The following is an 18,412-nucleotide window of genomic DNA, read 5'->3' as shown; positions in this document are numbered from 1 at the left end:
ACGCCTACCGCCCCCGCAGCTCCCCCTTCACCACCTTCCCGCTCGCGTTCCTCGGCAGCTCCGTCACGAACTCGACCTCTCGCGGGACCTTGTAGTTGGCCATCTCCCGCCGCGACCAGGCGATCAGGTCGTCCGCCGTCACCCGCGCCCCCGCCCGGCGCACCGCGAAGGCCTTGCCGACCTCGCCGAGCCTCCGGTCGGGGATGCCGACGACCGCGACGTCCGCGATGTCCGGGTGCAGGCCCAGGAGTTGCTCGATCTCGGCCGGGTAGGCGTTGAAGCCACCCACGATGAACATGTCCTTCAGCCGGTCCGTGATCCGCAGGTTCCCCGCCTCGTCCAGGACTCCGACGTCCCCGGTGCGCAGCCAGCCGTCCTCGTCGATCGCCGCCGCCGTCGCCTCCTCGTCCTCGAAGTAGCCGCGCATGACGTGGTGGCCGCGGACGAGGACCTCGCCGGTCGGCGAGAGCCTGACCTCGGTGTCGGGAACGGGCCGGCCCGAGGTCGTGGCGACCGTCCCCGCGGGGTCGTCGCGGCGGCACATGGTGACGAGGCCGCTCGCCTCGGAGAGGCCGTACGCGGTGAGGACCGTGCCGATCCCCAGCTCGGTGCGGAGGCGTTCGACGAGCCGGAGCGGGACCACGGCCGCGCCCGTCACGACGAGGCGGAGCGAGGAGAGGTCGTGGCCGGCGCGGGCCGGGTGGTCCAGGAGGGACTGGTGGAGGGTGGGCGGTCCGGGGAGGACCGTGATGCGCTCGGCGGCGATGTTGGCGAGGACCGTGTCCACGGTGAAGACGGACTGCGGGACGATCACCGCGCCCCGCATGAGGCAGGCGAGGACCCCGGCCTTGTAGCCGAAGGTGTGGAAGAACGGGTTGACGACGAGGTAGCGGTCACCCTCCCGGAGGCCGGCGAGCTCGGACCAGACCTCGTAGCAGCGCAGGCTCTGGGCGTGGCCGATGACGGCCCCCTTGGGCCGACCCGTGGTGCCCGAGGTGTAGATGATGTCGGAGGGGTCCGAGGGGTCGATCGCGTCGGCCCGGGCGCGCACCCGCGCGGCCGGCACCCGGTCGCCCTCCGTGAGGAAGGCCTTCCAGGTCGTCCATCCCGCGTCGTCGGGCGCGGTGTCGCCGAGGACGACGGCCTTCTCCAGGTGCGGGAGCGCCACGCCCGAGCGGCGCAGGGAGGCCACGTACGAGGTGCCGAGGAAGGTGCCGGTGACGAAGAGCAGGCGGGCCCGGGAGCGCTGGAGGACCTGGGCGGCCTCGGTGCCCTTGAAGCGGGTGTTCAGGGGGACGAGGACGGCGCCCGCGGAGACGGCGCCGAGCGCCGAGACGATCCAGTCGAGGGTGTTGGGGGCCCAGATCGCCACCCGGTCCCCCGCCCGTACTCCGGTGGCGATGCAGGCGGCGGCCGCCCGCTCGACGCGCTCGCCGAGTTCGGCGTAGGTGACGCGGACGCGTCCGTCGACGACGGCCTCCCGCTCCCCGTACCGCTCGGCCGCCGCCCGCACGAGCCCGGGGATCGTGCCCCACTCCAGGTCGCCGCGCATGCCCACCCCTCCCTGTAGCTGACTATCCGTCAGATTAGTTGTAACCTGACGCGCTGTCAGCAGTGCTGCCCCAAAAGGAGGTCCGGTGCTCAAGGACGCCACGGCCATCGTCGGCATAGGACAGACAGCCTTCGCGAAACACCTCCCCGAGTCCGAGAAGGCGCTCGCCTGCCGGGCGATCCTCGCCGCCCTCGACGACGCCGGGATCGACCCCTCCGAGGTCGACGGCTTCGCCTCGTACACGATGGAGGAGACCGACGAGGTCGAGGTCGCCAAGGCCATCGGCGCCGGCGACGTCACCTTCTTCTCCAAGGTCGGCTACGGCGGCGGCGGCTCCTGCGCCACCGTCGGCCACCTCGCCGCCGCCGTCGCCACCGGCCAGGCGAGCGTCGGAGTCGCCTGGCGCTCCCGGAAGCGGGGCTCCGGCCCCCGCCCGTGGAAGAACACCGCCGCCCAGCTGCCCACCCCCGGCCAGTGGACCCGCCCCTTCGGGCTGCTCCGCCCCGCCGACGAGATCGGCATGCTCGCCCGCCGCTACATGCACGAGTACGGCGCCACCCGCGACCACCTCTTCAACGTCGCGCTGGCCTGCCGCAACCGCGCCAACCAGAACCCCGCCGCGATCATGTACGAGCGCCCGCTGACCCGCGAGATGTACATGACCTCCCGCTGGATCAGCGAGCCCCTCTGCCTCTTCGACAACTGCCTGGAGACCGACGGCGCCCTCGCCTGCGTCATCGTCTCCGCCGAACGGGCCCGCGACTGCCGCCAGAAGCCCGTCTACGTCCACTCCGCCGCCCAGGGCCTGCCCGCCCAGCACCACGGCATGGTCAACTACTGGAACGACGACCCGCTCTCCGGACCCGCCTGGACCGCCGCCCGACACCTCTGGAAACAGGCCGACTTCGGGCCCCAGGACGTCGACGTCGCCCAGATCTACGACGCCTTCACCCCGCTCGTCCCGCTCTCCCTGGAGGGCTACGGCTTCTGCGGGCGCGGCGAGGGCGCCGCCTTCACCGAGGGCGGCGCGCTGGAGATCGGCGGCCGGCTGCCCCTCAACACCGGCGGCGGCGGACTGAGCGAGGCGTACGTCCACGGCTTCAACCTCATCAACGAGGGCGTGAAGCAGCTCCGCGGCAGCTCCACCGCCCAAGTGCCCGACGCCGCCACCTGCCTGGTCACGGCCGGCGAGGGCGTGCCCACCTCCGCGATCCTCCTTCGAGCCTGAGGAGCCGAGACACCATGCCGATGCTGACACCGGTCACCGACGAGGACGGCGCCCCCTTCTGGGAGTACGCCGCCCGGGGCGAGCTCCGCGTCCAGGCCTGCGCGGCCCCCGACTGCGGCGAGCTCCGCTTCCCGCCCCGGCCCTGCTGCCCGCACTGCCACTCCTTCGACAGCGAGTGGCGGCTCATGTCCGGACGCGGCCGCATCTGGTCGTACGTCCTGCCCCACCCGCCGCTCCTGCCCGACTACGCCGCCCAGCCCGGGTACAACGCGGTCCTCGTCGAGCTGGCCGACGCCCCCCGCATCCGCCTCGCCGGCAACGTCGTCACCGCCCCCGACGCACCCCTGAACTCGCTCGACCCGGGCCGGCTGCGCATCGGCGCCGCGGTGAGGGTCGCCTTCACCGAGGTCGACGGCGTCACGGTCCCCCGCTGGCTCCTGGAGCGCGGCTAGATGGCCGTCCGCGTCGACCGCGACAAGGAGACCGGGGTCGCGGTCGTCACCCTCGACCGGCCGGAGAAGCACAACGCGATCACCCTGGACATGGCCCGCGAACTCGCCGCCGTCTGGCGGGGATTCCGGTACGAGGACGAGGTCCGCGCGATCGTCGTCACCGGATCCGGCGGGCGGGCCTTCTGCACGGGGATCGACCGGGACGCCGTCGGGGACATCCCGCAGCCCTCGTCCCCGTACACGATCGACGACCCCCTGCTCACCATCGGCCCCAAGGCGAACGACCTGTGGAAACCGGTGATCGCCGCCGTCGAGGGCATGGCCTGCGGCGGGGCGTTCTACCTGCTCGGCGAGGCCGAGTTCCTGGTCGCCGGCGAGGACGCCACCTTCTTCGACCCGCACACCACCTACGGCATGGTCAGCGCCTTCGAGACCATCCACATGGCCCAGCGGATGCCCTACGGGGAGATCGCCCGGATGGCCCTGATGGGCAGCGCGGAACGGGTCTCGGCCCGGCGCGCCTACGAGACGGGGCTCGTCTCCGAGCTGACCCCGGCCGGCGGGGCTCTGGGGGCCGCCCTGCGGGCCGCGGCCGTCGTCGCCGCGCACCCGACCGAGGCCGTCCAGGGCACGGTCCGGGCGCTCTGGTCGGTCACCGAGGCGTCCCGCGCCCCGGCCCTCGCCCACGCACCGCACCTGGTCGCGCTGGGGAACCTGACACCGGAGCGTCAGGCGGGGCTGTTCACGGGGCGGGGGAAGGGGTACCGGACGCGGTAGGCGTCACGGTGGGCGTCGCGGTGGTCTCGTGCCTGCGCACCTCGTAGACCCAGCAGTCCGTCACCCGGTCGACGTACTGCGGATTCTCCATCTCGACCTCGAACGTCTTCGTCTCGTGGCTCCCGACGGTGACCTCGGCCTCGCCGAGGTCCACCATCGTCCCCGAGGCGTTCCTGAACTGCAGGGTCACCCAGTACGTCCCCGGGAGCGCGTCCCGCGAGACGGCCTTCAGGGTCGCCGTGGTGTCCGCCTTCCGGGCGGGCTTGCCCTTGCGCTTCTTCCGGGCGGGCTTCACGCAGTCGACCACGACGACCTCGACCTTCACCGTCGCCGAGGTGGGGGCGGGCGATGCCGTGCCCGTGGAACCGCCCGAGCCGCCCGAGCCGCTGTAGTCGTCGTTGCTCTTCTCGTCGCTGGAGCAGCCGCCGCCCGAGTCGTCGTCCGAGCCTCGGCTCTTGCTCTTGCTCTTCCCGCTGCCGCCGCCGCTGCTGCTGCCGTGGCCGGTCTGGAATCCGGTCAGCGCAAGCACCACCACCGTGAGCGTCGCCGCCATCTTCAGGCGCGTGCGCACCATCGGTCCTCCCTCGTGCTGTCGTGTCCGCGCCACACCCTAAGGGGTGTGGCGGACCGCAAATGGCGGGCCCCCCGCACCCGGCGTAGCGTCGGGAGCGAGAGCCGGACCGTCTAGGAGGCCGATCGATGATCCGCAACGTCATCGGCTCGGTCCTGGCCCTCGCCGGAGCGACGGCCGCCGTCTGGAGCCCCTTCCGTGCCTGGTACGACGGCCGTCACGGCCGCGACTACGCCATCGACGAGCTGTTCACCGGCATCACGGACGCACGGGCCGACGTGCTCGGCTCGATCCTCCTGCCCTTCGCCTTCGCCGCCCTCGTCACGGTCCTCGGCGTCGCCCTGCGCTCCCGGCTCCTCGTCGCCCTCGCCGGGCTCGTCGTCCTCGGCTTCACGATCTTCTGGATGGTGCGCGTCGGGCAGGCCGAAGGCAGCCTCGTGATCTCCGGCGACGGTACGGGCCTGGGCGACGGGGTCGCCAACGCCTTCGGCGGCGGGGTGCTGCTGCTCCTCGGCGCGCTCGTCATGTCCGGCCGGCACCACCACGGACACCGGCTGGACCGGGCGGACCACGAGCCGCGGCCCACCCACCCCACGCTGGACGGACCGCCGCCCGTCACGGAGGTCGGGGACGGACCGCAGCACCACCCGCAGGCCTCGACCCCGTATGCCGCGCCCACACAGCCCTACGACGTCCCGACCTGGGACCCGGACCGGGACGGACCCCCGGGTCCCCCACCGCGATAGCGGGGGCCGTCGTCGTCAGGGGCCCCCTCCCGTCGGGGGCCCCTTCCGTCAGGGGCCCCTTCCGTCAGGGGCCCCTCCCGTCAATCAGGGGCCCCTCCCCTCAGCGGGCACCCTCGTCAGCGGGGGAGCCGTCGTCAGCGGGGCGCGGACCCTCTGCCCGTGGCCGTGCCCTTGACCGCGTCGAGCGCGTACACGCAGCGGTCCTTGCTACAGGCGTACACGACCCCGCCCTTCGCCACCGGCGAGCCGGTGATCTCGCCGCCCGTGGCGAGCTTCCAGCGGAGCTGCCCGCCGGTCGCGTCCAGCGTGTAGAGGACGTGGTCGGCGGAGCCGAAGTGCACCCGGCCGTCGGCGACGACCGGGGAGCCGACGAGCTCGCCGCCCGCCGCGAACCGCCACCTCGGGGTGCCGGTGACCGCGTCGAGCGTGTAGAGCGCGCTGCCGCTGCCGACGTGGACGTTGCCGTCGGCTACGAGCACCGGCTCGGCCGACTGGCGCGGCTCGGTCGCGATCCGCCACCGGTCCTGACCGGTCGTGGCGTCGAGCGCGTACACCGTGCCGAGGTGGTCGGAGAGGTACACCCCGCCGCCCGTGACGGCCGGTCCCGGCGCGAAGGCGGGCGGGGAGAGGAAGACGGCGGGCGCCTCGAAGTGCCAGCGGACGTGGCCGGCGGCGATGTCGATCGACAGGACCCGCGTGCCGGCGGAGACGTACACACAGCCGTCCTCGGCCGGGGCGACCCGGACCGGCACGTTGGCGCAGGAGGCGGCATCGCCGATCGGGTACGACCAGCGCTCCACGCCCGTCCGGGCGTCGAGGGCCAGGAGCCGGGCGTCCTTCCAGACGTACACGGTGTCGCCGTGCACGGCGGGACCCGCCTCCGGGGTCTCGAAGTCGGTCTGGGCACCGGTGATCTCCCACAGCTTGGCGCCGTTGGAGGCCTCCCAGCCCTGGACCCCGCCGCCGCGCGTCCCGGTGACGACCGTGCCCCGGTCCACCTGGAGGGAGTACACCCAGGCGTCCGTGTGCAGCCGCCAGCGCTCGCTGCCGTCGGTCGCGTCGAGCGCGTACAGCGTGGGCCCGTCGGAGGCGTGGATACGGCCCGAGGAGACGGCCATCGACCAGGCCACGTCCCGGGTCTTGAACTGGCGCCGCCCGCTCCCGGTGTCCAGCGCGTGCACCTCGAAGGAGGTCACGTAGAGCAGGTCGCCCTCGACGACCGGGGTGCCCCAGACGTCGTTCGACATCCGGAAGCGCCAGGGCCGCCAGGGACCGGGCTCCGGCGGCTGCGCCGGGGCGGCCGGATCACCTTGCGGGGGTACGGCGACGGGGCGCGAGCCCGGCAGCGGGCCGGGCTCGGCGCCGTGCGCTCCGCCGGCGGGCGGCCGGATCCAGCCGGTCGCCGGGCCCGCGTCGGCGCTCCGGCCGACGGCGAGCGCCGCCCGGGTGTCGGAGACCCGGGGGCCGGGGCCGATCGGGACGGTGGCGCCGCCCAGCCGGACGGGGCCGCCGGCGCTCTCGGCGGGACCGGCGTGGCGGCCGCCGAGGTGCGCGGGCTCGGGCTGCCGGCCGCCGACGTGCGAGGGCTCGGGGTGCCGGGGGCCGGGCTCCGGGGAGCGCGGGTCGCCGGACCAGTCGGCGGGCTCGCGGGGCGGGCGCGGCGGCATCGGCGGCGCGGCCGGTCCGGGGGCGGAGCGGCCGCCGTTGCGCCGGTCCTCGATCATGGCGGTGGCGCGGTGCGGCAGCCAGGCCGAGGCCGTGCCGCTGTCGTCGCTGCCGGGACCGAAGAGGTGCGGCGCGAGCTGGGCCTGGAGATCGGCCGGACTGGGCCGCCGGGTGACGTCCATCTGCATGCAGGAGTCGATGAGGGGCCGCAGCTCCTCGGGCAGGCCCTCCAGGTCCGGGCCCTCGCGCAGCAGCATGAAGACGGTCTCGACCGGGTTGGCGCCGTGGAAGGGCGCGTGGCCGGTGGCGGCGAAGACCAGCATGGAGCCCAGCGAGAAGACGTCGCTCGCGCCGGTGACGCTGCGCGAGTCGCGGGCCTGTTCGGGCGACATGTAGGCGGGGGTGCCGACGGCGACGTTGGTCATGGTCAGGCGCGTGTTGGAGACGCCCGACGCGATGCCGAAGTCGATCACCCGGGGGCCGTCCTCGACGACGAGGACGTTGGAGGGCTTGAGGTCGCGGTGGACCAGGCCCGCACCGTGGATGGACTGGAGGGCCTCGGCGACACCGGCCGCGAGCCAGCGCACGGCCTGGGCCGGGAGCGGCCCGCACTCGTTCACTATCTCTTCGAGGGAGGGCGCCGGGACATAGGCGGTGGCCAGCCACGGCACGGCGGCACGCGGGTCGGCGTCCACCACGGCGGCCGTGTAGAAGCCCGAGACTGCCCGGGCGGCCTCCACCTCCCGGGTGAAGCGGACCCGGAACAGCTGGTCCTCGGCGAGCTCCGTACGCACGGTCTTGATCGCCACGCGCCGGCCCGAGGCCGAGCGCGCGAGATAGACCAGGCCCATTCCGCCCGCGCCGAGCCGGCCCAGCACCTCGAAGGGCCCGATACGTCTCGGGTCGTGCTGCGTCAGCTGTTCCACTTGCCTGCCACCTCCCCGTACGGGCCATGAAGGTACGGCCCCGTGGCCCTGATTCTTCCTGTCCGAGGGCCTGGTTGCGAACCCGGGGGCGGATCGGGGTGTCGCCTGTTCGACTTTCGCGAATGCGAGTGAGTGTTCGAGATGTCGCTTGTTGTGATGCACATGTGCGGTAGCGGCGCGTTTGTGCGGATGTCGGTGGCACGGTGGGCGGTGGGAAGCTCACAGTGCGGATGCACCAGTGCCCGTCGCATCTGCGGACGGTGACGGTTGGGGTCTCTCTCCCCTGGCCACTCGGGGCGGGCCCGCATGCCTGACTCCGCTCTACGGGCGATCGAGCCGTCTTACGTGGCCCCGGGTCGTCAGGTGTGACGATCCGCACTCGACTCAAAGGCCACGCCCGGGGACGAACGGATGCTTGAGCTCGTGGGCGCGCACGCCCTCACCCGCCTCCTCCACTGGGCCCTGGCCTGCGACGTTCGCGCGATCGCCATCGAGGACCTCGACTTCGCGGCAGAGAGGACGAGGGAGAAGAACGGCCGCAAGCGTCGGTTCCGGCAACTCGTCTCCGGCATGCCCACCTCCAGACTCAAGGCCCGGCTGACCTCCATGGCCGACGCCACCGGCATCACGATCGTCGCCGTCGACCCCGCCTACACCGGCAAGTGGGGCGCACAGCACTGGCAGAAGCCGCTCGCCAGCAAGACCGGGAAGACCACGCGCCACGACGCAGCTGCCGTGGCCATCGGAAGACGCGCCCAAGGACACCCGATCCGGCGTCGGACGGCACCGCCCCCACACGACCGGGGTGATCGTGCGGGGCATCGGACCGTCCAGGCCGGACCGGGCGACCTTGGGCGCGAGGAAACCCGCCCCCGCATCCCCGGACCACGGACACGATCCGTGCCGCCCGGACGCCGGGCGAACGCGGGCGACCAGCGTCCCCAAAACCGTTCGGGGCACGCGGCTGAGCACGAGCCCTGGCAACAGGAACAGCTCCCACTCGGTCCCTAGGGACGGTGTCACAGGTCATACCGGAGCCATCCGGAGGGAAATCCTCACGGCGTGGCGGGCGGCTCCGAGAGGACGGCGAAGCGGGCGCCCTGGTTGTCGTGGAGGACGGCGATGCGGCCGTGCGGGGTGTCGAAGGGCGGCGTGGCGACCCGGCCGCCGAGCCGGACGGTGGTCTCGCAGGCCTCGTCGCAGTCGACGACGACGAAGTAGACGAGGACGTGGCCGGGCATCTCGACGGGGAAGTCGTCGCTGATGACCGCACGCCCGCCGAAGGCACTGTCGTCGCCGGGCCGGGAGCCGGGGGGCGACCAGACGCGGTAGTCGAAGCCGGGGTCCCGGCCCTCGTCGTCGGCGTCGGCCTGGCGGCCGAGGTAGCCGAAGACGGTGGCGTAGAAGGTGTCGACGGCGTCCGGCCGGCGGGTGTAGACCTCCATCCAGCAGAAGGCACCCGGCTCGTTCGTCTTCTCGAAGCCGTCGTCGTCACCGGCCTGGCGGAGCCCGAAGACGGCGCCGCCGGGGTCGGCGGCCAGCGCCATGACGCCGAACGGGCCGACGGGGTAGGGCTCCATGACCATCTGGCCGCCGGCGGCCTTGATCCGGGCGGAGAGGGTTCCGGCGTTCTCGGTGGCGAGGTAGACGGTCCAGGTGGTGGGCATACGACCGTCCCGCTTGGGGAGGAGCCCGGCGACCCTGCGTCCGTCGAGGAGGGCTTCGTCGCGGTCGGGGTCGAAGGTCCAGCCGAAGAGCTCACCGTAGAAGCGCTTGCCCGCTTCGAGATCGGGAAGCTGTGCGTCCACCCAGCACGGGGTGCCCTCAGTGCGTACGGCCATGGTTCCACGCTAGGTCGGCGGAGGGCCTCCCGCACGCCCCGACATGGGAACATAAAGGCGATTTATGGGGCCCTCGCGGGCCCGGAACCCTTGGGACGCTTGAGTTGTCCACCGAAGTTGTCCACAGGCTGTTCATAAGCCTATTCGGGTACGGGTCTCCTCCGGCCGGTCCGGCGGCGGTGCGGGGACGGGCCGGCGGGGGCCCGGCGGTGCCGGTCCGGGGGCGGTCCGGCGGCGGTCCGGCGACCTTGGCGGGCTGCCCGCCTCATGGCTTGAACCCGCCCCCTCCACTGCGGGCCGCCACGCCGAGCCGACCTCGGAGAACGCCCCTGGAACAGGGCCGCACCCCATTTGCACTCGGCCGAATCGCGCGCCGATCGCCCCTCGGTAAGCTGACGGCATGACAGGACAAGTACGCACCGTCGACGGCCGCGTGGCCGGACGACGCGGTCAGGCGACGCGGCAGAAGCTGCTCGACTGCCTCGGTGAGATGCTCAGCTCCTCGCCCTACCGGGACGTCAAGGTCATCGATGTGGCCCGGAAGGCGGGTACTTCACCCGCGACGTTCTATCAGTACTTCCCGGACGTCGAGGGTGCCGTTCTCGAGATCGCAGAGGAAATGGCCAAGGAGGGCGCCGGGTTGACCGAGCTCGTCTCCGGCCGCTCCTGGGTCGGCAAGGCCGGCTGGCAGACCTCCGAGGAACTCGTCGAAGGCTTCCTGGACTTCTGGCGCAAGCACGACGCGATCCTCCGTGTCGTGGACCTCGGTGCCGCCGAGGGCGACAAGAGGTTCTACAAGATCCGCATGAAGATCCTGAACTCGGTCACCAACTCCCTCACGGACGCGGTGAAGGAGCTCCAGGCCAAGGGCAAGGTCGACAAGGAGGTCAACCCGGCCGCCATGGCCGGCTCCCTGGTGGCGATGCTGGCCTCGGTCGCCGGCCACCAGAAGGGCTTCCAGACCTGGGGCGTCAAGCAGGCCGAACTCAAGCCGAACCTCGCCCTCTTGGTCCACCTGGGCATCACCGGCAAGAAGCCGACCAGATAGCCCTTCCCGCCTCCTCCACCCGTCCTGTCGTCGACGCCGACGGCGGTCCCGCTCCGCCCCCACGGAGCGGATACCGCCGTCGGCGTCGGCGTTTTCCGGCCGGAGGGTCCGAATGGAGCGTCGGCGTTCCCGGCCGGAGGCCCGAGTGGAGCGTCGGCGCCGGGTCAGCGACGGGTCACGCCGGGTCAGCGCCGGGTCAGCCGGAAGAGCCTGATCTCGCGCTCCACCCGCTGCTGGTACGTGGCGTACGGCGGCCAGAACGCGAGCGCCGACTTCCAGGCCGCCGCCCGGGCCTCCCCCACGAGGAGCTCCGCCCGTACGGGGACGTCCTCACCCCGCCAGTTGACCTCGACGTCCGGGTGGGCGAGGAGGTTCGCCGTCCAGGCCGGGTGGCCCGGACGGCCGAAGTTGGAGCCGATGAGCAGCCAGCCGCCGTCCGGCTCCGGCATGCAGGCGAGCGGCGTCACCCGTGGCCGGCCGCTCTTCGCGCCCCGCGCGGTCAGGATCACCCCCGGCAGCATCCGGGCGCTGAGCAGCACCTTTCCCCTGGTCAGCCGGTGTACGGCCTTGTCCATGGCCGGGATGACGTGCGGGGCGATCCGGGCGAACGTCCGGGTCGAGGACACCTTCTGCATCAGTCTCACGCCGACGGGCATCTAGGCCGCCACCTCTCCGAAGAGTCCGGTCCGTTCCGCCGCCCGGGCGCGCAGCCGCCGGGCGGGTCCGAAGAGCAGTTCGTCGGAGGCGGCCCGCTGGTAGAAGAGCCGCGCCTCCCGCTCCCCGGTGCTGCCGCCGCCGTGGAGCCGGACGCCCTCGCCCGCGGTGGCGCGCAGCGCCTCCAGGGCCTGGGCGAGCGCGAGCGGCCCGCTCTCGGGTCCGGGGCCCGACTCCCTGGCCGCGCAGTAGGTCAGGGAGCGGGCGGCCTCGACGCGGACGTAGAGGTCGGCGAGGGTGCTCCGGGCCGCCTGGAGGGCTCCGGCGGTCCGGTGGCCGGGGCGGGCGCGCGGGCCGAGGCCGGCGATGGCCCGGTCGAGCGCGGCGCCGGCGGCGCCGACCGCCTCGGCGGCGAGCATCACGGCGGCGATGCGGCCGGTGGCGGCGAGCGCGCCGAGGACGTCGGCCGGTTCCTCGCCGAGGAGTTCGGCCTCGGCGTCGCGGAGTTCGACGGTGGCGTGGGGGCGGGTGAGGTCGAGGGCGTTCCGCCGGGTCCGTACGAGTCCGGGGGTCCCGCCCTCCCGCTCCCGCACGAGGAAGAGGAGCGTGCGGCTCCGGGCGAAGCCGCCGGTGTGGGCGGCGACGAGCAGCAGGTCGGCGCTGTGCCCGTCGAGGACCTGGGCGGCTTCTCCGTACAGCCGCCAGCCTCCACCGCCGGAGCCGTCCCCGTCGCCCGCGGCGACGGCGCGCGCCTGGATCCCGCCGGCCCGGCCGCCGCCCGACCAGTCCTCCGCCGTGTTGTCGCCGGTCAGGCCGAGGGCGAGCGCGAGGGAGCCGCCAGGGACGGCGAGGGCGGAGGTCAGGCTCCCGTCGACGAGGCGCGGGAGGAGTTCGGCGCGCTGGGCTGGGGTGCCGAGGGCCGCGATCAGCGGGGCGGCGAGCACGGCGGTGGCGAGGAGTGGGGAGGGTGCGAGGGCGCGGCCGGTCTCCTCGCAGGCGAGGGCGAGTGCGGCGGGGCCGTGGCCGCCTCCTCCGTACTTCGCGGGGAGGGCGAGTCCGGCGAGGCCGAGGCCGGCGGACAGGCGGGCCCAGAGCTCGGGGTCGTAGCCCTCGGGGGTGGCGGTGGCGGCGTGGTTCTCCTCCGGTCCGGTCCGTTCGGCGAGCAGGTCCCGCAGGGTGCGGCGGATCCTCTGCTGCTCCCCGGTGAGCGCGGCGGCCTCGGCCGCCGTGTCGGCGTCGGCTGCCCTGTCGGCGTCGGCCGCTGTGTCGGCGTCGGCTGCTGTGTCGGCGGCGTCCATGGAGCTCCCTCCGTATCTGACGGTCCGTCATGCTAGGGCGGTACAGTGCCGGTTGCCCAGAGAAGCGCCGGTCCCGATTCGGGAAATCTGATGTACCGTCAGATTCATGGTCGCCACTCCACGCAGCCCCCGCCGCGTCGCCGTCGTCGGCGTCTCCCTCTCCGACTGCGGACGCGTCGACGAGGCCACCCCGTACGCACTCCACGCCCAGGCCGCCCGGCGCGCCCTCGCGGACAGCGGCCTCGACCGCTCGCTGATCGACGGCCTCGCCTCGACGGGGCTCGGCACGCTCGCCCCGGTCGAGGTCGCCGAATACCTGGGCCTGCGCCCCCGCTGGGTGGACTCGACGGCCGTCGGCGGTGCCACCTGGGAGGTCATGGCGGCGCACGCCGCCAACGCGATCGCCGCCGGCCACGCGAACGCGGTGCTGCTCGTCTACGGCTCCACCGCCCGCGCCGACATCCGGGCCCGGCGCCGCACCGCCAACCTCTCCTTCGGTTCGCGCGGCCCGCTGCAGTTCGAAGTCCCTTACGGGCACACGCTGATCGCCAAGTACGCGATGGCCGCCCGCCGCCACATGCACGAGTACGGGACGACGCTGGAGCAGCTCGCCGGGGTCGCCGTGGAGGCGCGGGCCAACGCGGCGCTCAACCCCGAGGCGATGTTCCGGGACCCGATCACCGTCGACGACGTCCTGGACGGCCCGATGATCGCGGACCCGTTCACCAAGCTGCACTGCTGCCTGCGCAGCGACGGCGGCTGCGCGGTGCTGCTGGTCGCCGAGGAGTACGTGCGGGACTGCCGGACGGCCCCCGTCTGGATCCTCGGCACGGGCGAGCACGTCTCGCACACGACGATGTCGGAGTGGGAGGACTTCACGGTCTCCCCGGCGGCGGTCAGCGGCCGGCTCGCCTTCGAGCGGGCGGGGGTGCGCCCGGCAGACGTCGACCTCGCCGAGATCTACGACGCCTTCACCTACATGACCCTGGTGACCCTGGAGGACCTGGGCTTCTGCGCGAAGGGCGAGGGCGGCGCGTTCTTCGGGGAGAAGGGCCGGCTGCCGGTGAACACGGACGGTGGCGGGCTCTCGGCCTGCCATCCCGGGATGCGCGGGCTGTTCCTGCTGGTGGAGGCGGTGCGGCAGCTGCGCGGAGAGGCGCCGGGACTGCAGGTGCGACGGCCGGACGGCTCGCTGCCGCGCCTGGCGGTGGCGTCGGGGACGGGGGGCTGGTTCTGCTCCTCGGGGACCGTGGTGCTCGGCCGGGACTGAGCCGCCGGCGCCCTCCCTCCAAAGAATCTATACAAGCGTCATAGACAGTCGTGTAGGACATCCGTATAGTCATCGGTGCGGGCAAGGAGACGCCCGCACCACCGACAAGGAGTCCGCCATGAGCAGCACCGCGAAGACCGCCGCGAAGACCGTCCTCATCTCCGGCGCCTCCGTCGCCGGCCCCGCCCTCGCCCTCTGGCTGCACCGCTACGGCTTCACCCCCACCGTCGTCGAGCGCGCCCCCGAGCTCCGCACCGGCGGCTACAAGGTCGACATCCGCGGCACCGCGATCGAGGTCTGCCGGCGGATGGGCGTCCTCGACGAGATCCGCGCCAAGTCCACGGACATGCGCGGCGGTTCGTACGTGGACGACGCCGGCCGCACCATCGGCGAGCTGCCCGCGGACATCTTCGGCGGACGCGTCGAGGAGGACGACGAGATCATGCGCGGCGACCTCGCCCGCATCCTGTACGAGCGCACCCGCGACGACGTCGAGTACCTCTTCGACGACTCGATCGCCGCCCTCGCGGAGGACGCCCACGGCGTCACCGTGACCTTCGACAGCGGCACCGTCCGCCGTTTCGACCTCGTCGTCGGCGCCGACGGCCTCCACTCGAACACCCGCAAGCTCGCCTTCGGCCCGGAGGAGCGGTTCAAGCGCCACCTCGGCGCGTACATCTCCATCTTCACCGCCCCCAACCACCTGGGCCTGGACCGCTGGGAGACGTACCACGCCCTCCCGAAGAAGCTGCTCTGCGTCTACAGCGCCTCCGGCGAGACGGACGCCAAGAACCTCTTCATCTTCTCCGCGCCCGAGGACGTCCCCTACGACCTCCGGGACGTCACCGAGCAGAAGCGGCTGCTCGCCGACACGTTCGCGGGAGACGGCTGGGAGGTCCCCCGCCTCCTCGGCCACGCGGCCGACGCCGACGACTTCTACCTCGACTCCATGTCCCTCGTCGAGATGGACCGCTGGTCGCGGGGGCGCGTCGTCCTGCTCGGCGACGCCGCCCACTGCTCCTCCCCCGCCTCCGGGCAGGGCACCGGCCTCGCCCTCACCGGCGCGTACGTCCTGGCGGGCGAGCTGGCCCGGGCGGGCGGTGACCACACGGTGGCCTTCGCCCGCTACGAGGAGCGGATGCGGCCGGGCGTGGAGCAGAACCAGAAGATGGCCGAGGGCTTCGTGAAGGAGATGACGGTCGGCTCCAAGTGGAAGATCGCCCTGCGCATGCTCATGGTGCGGACCCTGCCGAAGACCCCCTGGAAGAACCTCATCGCGAAGAAGATCCGCGACGGGATCCAGGCGGCGGCCAACGCGGTCCCGATCGAGGACTACGGCGTCCCGACCGCCACGCCGACCGAGGCCCCGGCCACCGCACCGACCCCCGGCGCCCTCGCCACGCCGACCCCCACTCCGGCCGCCGGCGACGACACCCCGCGTCCTACCGTGACGGCATGACCGACTTCCACCACGCCCTCCACTCCCTCCGGGTCTGGGACACCGAGCTCCCCTCCTTCGACCCGGCCGGCGCCCCGCCCGAGCCCCTCGCCCTCTTCCACGGCTGGTTCACGGAGGCGGTCGCGGCCGGCCAGACCGAACCGCACACCCTCTCCCTCGCCACCGTGGACGAGGACGGCAGGCCCGACGTCCGTACGGTGATGCTGCACGACGCCGACGAGCGCGGCTGGCACTTCGCCTCGCACGCCACCAGCGCCAAGGGCCGCCAGCTCGCCGCCCGCCCCGAGGCCGCGCTCGGCTTCTACTGGCCGGTCCAGGGCCGCCAGGTCCGGATCCGGGGCACCGTCACCACCGGCACCCCCGAGGAGGCGTATGCGGACCTCCACGCCCGCACCACCGGCGCCCTCGCGTCGGCGCTCGTCGGCCGGCAGAGCGAGGTCCTGGACTCCCCGGAGACCCTCGCCGAGGCGAGCGCTGCGGCCTGGCGCCGGGCCGAGGCGGAACCGGACGCCCCCTCCCCCACCTGGACCCTGTACGTGGTCCAACCGACCGAGGTCGAGTTCTTCCAGGGCGACGCGCGGCGCCGCCACCTCCGCCTCCGCTACCGCCGCACGGACGAGCGCTGGATCCGCGAGCTGCTCTGGCCGTGAAACTAGAGAGCGGCCCCCGCCCCGTACATCTCGTCGATCTCGCGCGCGAAGTCCCGCAGCACGGCCCGCCGTTTGAGCTTCAGCGACGGGGTCAGATGGCCCGAGCGCTCCGAGAACTCGGTCGTCAGGAGCCGGAAGGCGCGGATCGACTCCGCCCGCGAGACCAGCCGGTTGGCGTCGTCCACGGCCCGCTGGACCGCGCCGAGCAGCTCCTCGTCCCGGGTCAGCTCCCAGAGCGCGAGATGGTCCTTGTGCCGCATCCGCCGCCAGTGCGTGAGGCCCTCGTGGTCGAGGGCGATCAGGGCCGTGACGTACGGACGGTCGTCGCCCACGACCATGCAGTGCGAGACCAGCGGGTGGGCGCGCAGCCAGTCCTCCAGCGGGGCGGGGGCCACGTTCTTGCCCGCCGAGGTGATGAGGATGTCCTTCTTGCGGCCGGTGATCCGCAGATAGCCGTCCTCGTCGAGCGAGCCCAGGTCGCCGGTGGGGAACCAGCCGTCGTCGGTGTACGGCACGGCCGCCCCGCGCTGGGCGTCCCAGTACCCGGCGAAGACGTGGGCACCCTTGAGCCAGACCTCGCCGTCGTCGGCGATCCGGACGGCCGTGCCCGGCAGGGGCCAGCCCACGGTGCCGGTGCGGGGCCGCCGCGGCGGGGTGACCGTCGAGGCGGCCGTGGTCTCCGTCAGGCCGTACCCCTCGAAGACCGCGACGCCCGCACCCGCGAAGAACTCGGCCAGCGGTGCGCCCAGCGGGGAGCCGCCGCAGATCACGTACTTCACCCGGCCGCCGAGCGCGGTGCGGATCCGCCGGTAGACGAGCGGGTCGTACAGCGCCCGCGCGAGACGCAGCCCGAGCGAGGGGGCGGAACTCCCGCCGTATCTGCGGGCGATGGTGGCGGCGCGGTCGAAGGCGGCGGCCTTGCCTCCGCGTTCGGCGGTGGCGCGGGCGGTGTTGAAGACCTTCTCCATGACGTACGGGATGGCGAGGAGGAAGGTGGGCCGGAAGGAGGCGAGGTCGGCGAGGAGTTCGTCGCCCTCGGCGGAGGGGGCGTGGCCGACGCGGACCCGGGCCCGCACGCAGCCGACGGAGACCATGCGGCCGAAGACGTGGGAGAGCGGCAGGAAGAGGAGGGTGGCGGCGGGCTCCGTGCTCTCCGAGACGAAGACGGGGTGGAGGAGCCGGACGGCGTTGTCGACCTCGGCGAAGAAGTTGGCGTGGGTGAGGGCGCAGCCCTTGGGGCGGCCGGTGGTGCCGGAGGTGTAGACGAGGGTGGCGAGGGTCTCGGGGGTGAGGAGGCCGCGCCGGGCGGTGACGGCCTCGTCGGCGACCCGGGAGCCGGCCCGGCGCAGCAGGTCGACGGCGCCGGTGTCGAGGGCCCAGAGGTGGGCGAGGCCGGGGAGCTGCCGCCGCTCGGCGGAGACCAGCCGGGCCTGTTCGGGGTCCTCGACGACGCAGGCTGCGGCGCCGGAGTCCTGGAGGATCCAGCGGGTCTGGAAGGCGGAGGAGCTGGGGTAGACGGGGACGGTGACGAGTCCGGCGGCCCAGGCGGCGAAGTCGATCAGGGTCCACTCGTAGGTGGTGCGCGCCATCAGGGCGAGCCGGTCGCCGGGGCGCAGGCCGTGGGCGATGAGCCCCTTGGCGACGGCGTGCACGTCGGCGGCGAAGCGGGCGGCGGTGACGTCGTACCACTGCCCGTCGGCGTCCTTCCGGGAGAAGAGGGCGGCCTCGGGGTCCTGGCGGGCGTTGTCGTACGGCAGGTCGGCGAGGGAGCCGCGGCGCACTTGGGGCACGAGGGCGGGGACGGAGGCCTCCCGTACCCGCCCGTCCACCAGCACCTTCTGTGGCTCGACCGGCTCGATCTCGGTTGCGGCGGTGACGACGGACACTGCGGCTCCTCGGTCTGCGCGATGAACTGAGGTCGTGCGTCGGTACGTTGAGCCCTACGATCCTTTGACTAGCCGGTAACCTTACTGCGCAGTAAGGCTCAACGGGGAGACCAGCGCTCGCTTTTCATGAGGTTCCCGAGCCCGGCCCACGCGAAGTTCATCAGCGTCGCGGCGGCCTCCTTCGCCGTCACCCCCGGCGTCTCGTCGGCCCACGTGGCCAGGGACTCGGCGGACCCCGCCAGCGCCTGCGCGAGCGCGTCCACGTCCCGCCCACCGCTCCCGCACGCCCCGCGGCAGCCGCCGCGTCCTCACCGCGTCACCCATGGCACCCACTCCTGTTTCCAAGATCAATCGGCTGCCCCGCAGAAGACTACGTGCCCCCTGCCGGA

Annotated in this window: 16 protein-coding genes and 1 pseudogene; 9 read left to right on the top strand and 8 right to left on the bottom strand. The window is 73.2% G+C overall.

The genetic code is table 11. The features are described 5' to 3' along the window. Positions 1–4: 4 nt before the first annotated feature. On the bottom strand, positions 5–1,552 hold the full coding sequence (locus IE124_RS13010; RefSeq protein ID WP_189507884.1) for a FadD3 family acyl-CoA ligase: 1,548 nt from the start codon (positions 1,550–1,552) through the stop codon (positions 5–7). A gap of 85 nt (positions 1,553–1,637) precedes the next feature. On the opposite strand from IE124_RS13010, the gene IE124_RS13005 reads away from it, so the two are divergent. The 3 genes from IE124_RS13005 to IE124_RS12995 are packed head-to-tail and all read left to right on the top strand — an operon-like array spanning position 1,638 to position 4,009. Further along, the gene (locus tag IE124_RS13005; RefSeq protein WP_189507883.1) at positions 1,638–2,780 is read left to right on the top strand and encodes a lipid-transfer protein; all 1,143 of its coding nucleotides are present in this window, start codon (positions 1,638–1,640) and stop codon (positions 2,778–2,780) included. A 20-nt stretch (positions 2,781–2,800) separates the two neighbouring features. Beyond that, positions 2,801–3,232: a Zn-ribbon domain-containing OB-fold protein gene (locus tag IE124_RS13000; RefSeq protein WP_189508130.1), complete on the top strand. Its 432-nt coding sequence runs from the start codon at positions 2,801–2,803 to the stop codon at positions 3,230–3,232. After that, positions 3,233–4,009: an enoyl-CoA hydratase/isomerase family protein gene (locus tag IE124_RS12995; protein ID WP_189507882.1), complete on the top strand. Its 777-nt coding sequence runs from the start codon at positions 3,233–3,235 to the stop codon at positions 4,007–4,009. It abuts the gene before it with no gap. On the opposite strand, the gene IE124_RS12990 is transcribed toward IE124_RS12995, so the two are convergent. Next, positions 3,975–4,583 (bottom strand): hypothetical protein, encoded by a 609-nt coding sequence (locus tag IE124_RS12990; RefSeq protein ID WP_189507881.1) that lies wholly within the window; start codon positions 4,581–4,583, stop codon positions 3,975–3,977. The genes IE124_RS12995 and IE124_RS12990 overlap by 35 nt on opposite strands. A gap of 125 nt (positions 4,584–4,708) precedes the next feature. Between IE124_RS12990 and IE124_RS12985 the strand changes: the two genes are divergently transcribed. After that, positions 4,709–5,326, top strand: coding sequence for a hypothetical protein (locus IE124_RS12985; RefSeq protein WP_189507880.1), 618 nt, complete (start codon positions 4,709–4,711; stop codon positions 5,324–5,326). Between the two features lie 134 nt (positions 5,327–5,460). On the opposite strand, the gene afsK is transcribed toward IE124_RS12985, so the two are convergent. Further along, positions 5,461–7,917 (bottom strand): protein serine/threonine kinase AfsK, encoded by a 2,457-nt coding sequence (gene afsK / locus IE124_RS12980; protein WP_189507879.1) that lies wholly within the window; start codon positions 7,915–7,917, stop codon positions 5,461–5,463. Between the two features lie 411 nt (positions 7,918–8,328). Here afsK and IE124_RS12975 point away from each other — a divergent pair, with 411 nt between their 5' ends. Continuing rightward, positions 8,329–8,928: a hypothetical protein gene (locus IE124_RS12975; protein ID WP_229832417.1), complete on the top strand. Its 600-nt coding sequence runs from the start codon at positions 8,329–8,331 to the stop codon at positions 8,926–8,928. Between the two features lie 44 nt (positions 8,929–8,972). Here IE124_RS12975 and IE124_RS12970 read toward each other — a convergent pair whose 3' ends face one another. Continuing rightward, on the bottom strand, positions 8,973–9,758 hold the full coding sequence (locus tag IE124_RS12970) for a VOC family protein (protein ID WP_189507878.1): 786 nt from the start codon (positions 9,756–9,758) through the stop codon (positions 8,973–8,975). Positions 9,759–10,158: 400 nt separating this feature from the next. Between IE124_RS12970 and IE124_RS12965 the strand changes: the two genes are divergently transcribed. Beyond that, positions 10,159–10,806: a TetR family transcriptional regulator gene (locus IE124_RS12965; RefSeq protein WP_055642901.1), complete on the top strand. Its 648-nt coding sequence runs from the start codon at positions 10,159–10,161 to the stop codon at positions 10,804–10,806. A gap of 185 nt (positions 10,807–10,991) precedes the next feature. Here the strand turns inward: IE124_RS12965 and IE124_RS12960 are convergent, their stop codons facing one another. Next, a complete protein-coding gene (locus tag IE124_RS12960; RefSeq protein ID WP_189507877.1) occupies positions 10,992–11,462 on the bottom strand; it encodes a nitroreductase family deazaflavin-dependent oxidoreductase in 471 nt (156 codons plus the stop codon). Continuing rightward, on the bottom strand, positions 11,463–12,758 hold the full coding sequence (locus tag IE124_RS12955; protein WP_189507876.1) for an acyl-CoA dehydrogenase family protein: 1,296 nt from the start codon (positions 12,756–12,758) through the stop codon (positions 11,463–11,465). Between the two features lie 106 nt (positions 12,759–12,864). Between IE124_RS12955 and IE124_RS12950 the strand changes: the two genes are divergently transcribed. The 3 genes from IE124_RS12950 to IE124_RS12940 all read left to right on the top strand — a co-directional run bounded on the left by IE124_RS12950 (position 12,865) and on the right by IE124_RS12940 (position 16,137). Further along, positions 12,865–14,028 (top strand): thiolase C-terminal domain-containing protein, encoded by a 1,164-nt coding sequence (locus IE124_RS12950; protein ID WP_189507875.1) that lies wholly within the window; start codon positions 12,865–12,867, stop codon positions 14,026–14,028. A gap of 118 nt (positions 14,029–14,146) precedes the next feature. Continuing rightward, a complete protein-coding gene (locus IE124_RS12945; RefSeq protein WP_189507874.1) occupies positions 14,147–15,487 on the top strand; it encodes an FAD-dependent monooxygenase in 1,341 nt (446 codons plus the stop codon). Continuing rightward, positions 15,484–16,137, top strand: coding sequence for a pyridoxine/pyridoxamine 5'-phosphate oxidase (locus IE124_RS12940; RefSeq protein WP_189507873.1), 654 nt, complete (start codon positions 15,484–15,486; stop codon positions 16,135–16,137). The genes IE124_RS12945 and IE124_RS12940 overlap by 4 nt, the downstream gene beginning before the upstream one ends. Before the next feature lie 2 nt (positions 16,138–16,139). On the opposite strand, the gene IE124_RS12935 is transcribed toward IE124_RS12940, so the two are convergent. Then, positions 16,140–18,023 (bottom strand): AMP-dependent synthetase/ligase, encoded by a 1,884-nt coding sequence (locus IE124_RS12935; protein ID WP_189507872.1) that lies wholly within the window; start codon positions 18,021–18,023, stop codon positions 16,140–16,142. Between the two features lie 98 nt (positions 18,024–18,121). Next, positions 18,122–18,298, bottom strand: a pseudogene (locus IE124_RS12930) (TetR/AcrR family transcriptional regulator); the annotation flags it as partial. Positions 18,299–18,412: the final 114 nt, after the last annotated feature.

Origin of the sequence: Streptomyces narbonensis, assembly GCF_014649015.1 — a bacterium.
In the GTDB taxonomy this organism is placed as follows: Bacteria; Actinomycetota; Actinomycetes; order Streptomycetales; family Streptomycetaceae; genus Streptomyces; species Streptomyces narbonensis.
The sequence above is the reverse complement of the archived record's forward strand: the minus strand, read 5'-3'. Positions and strand labels throughout refer to the sequence as shown.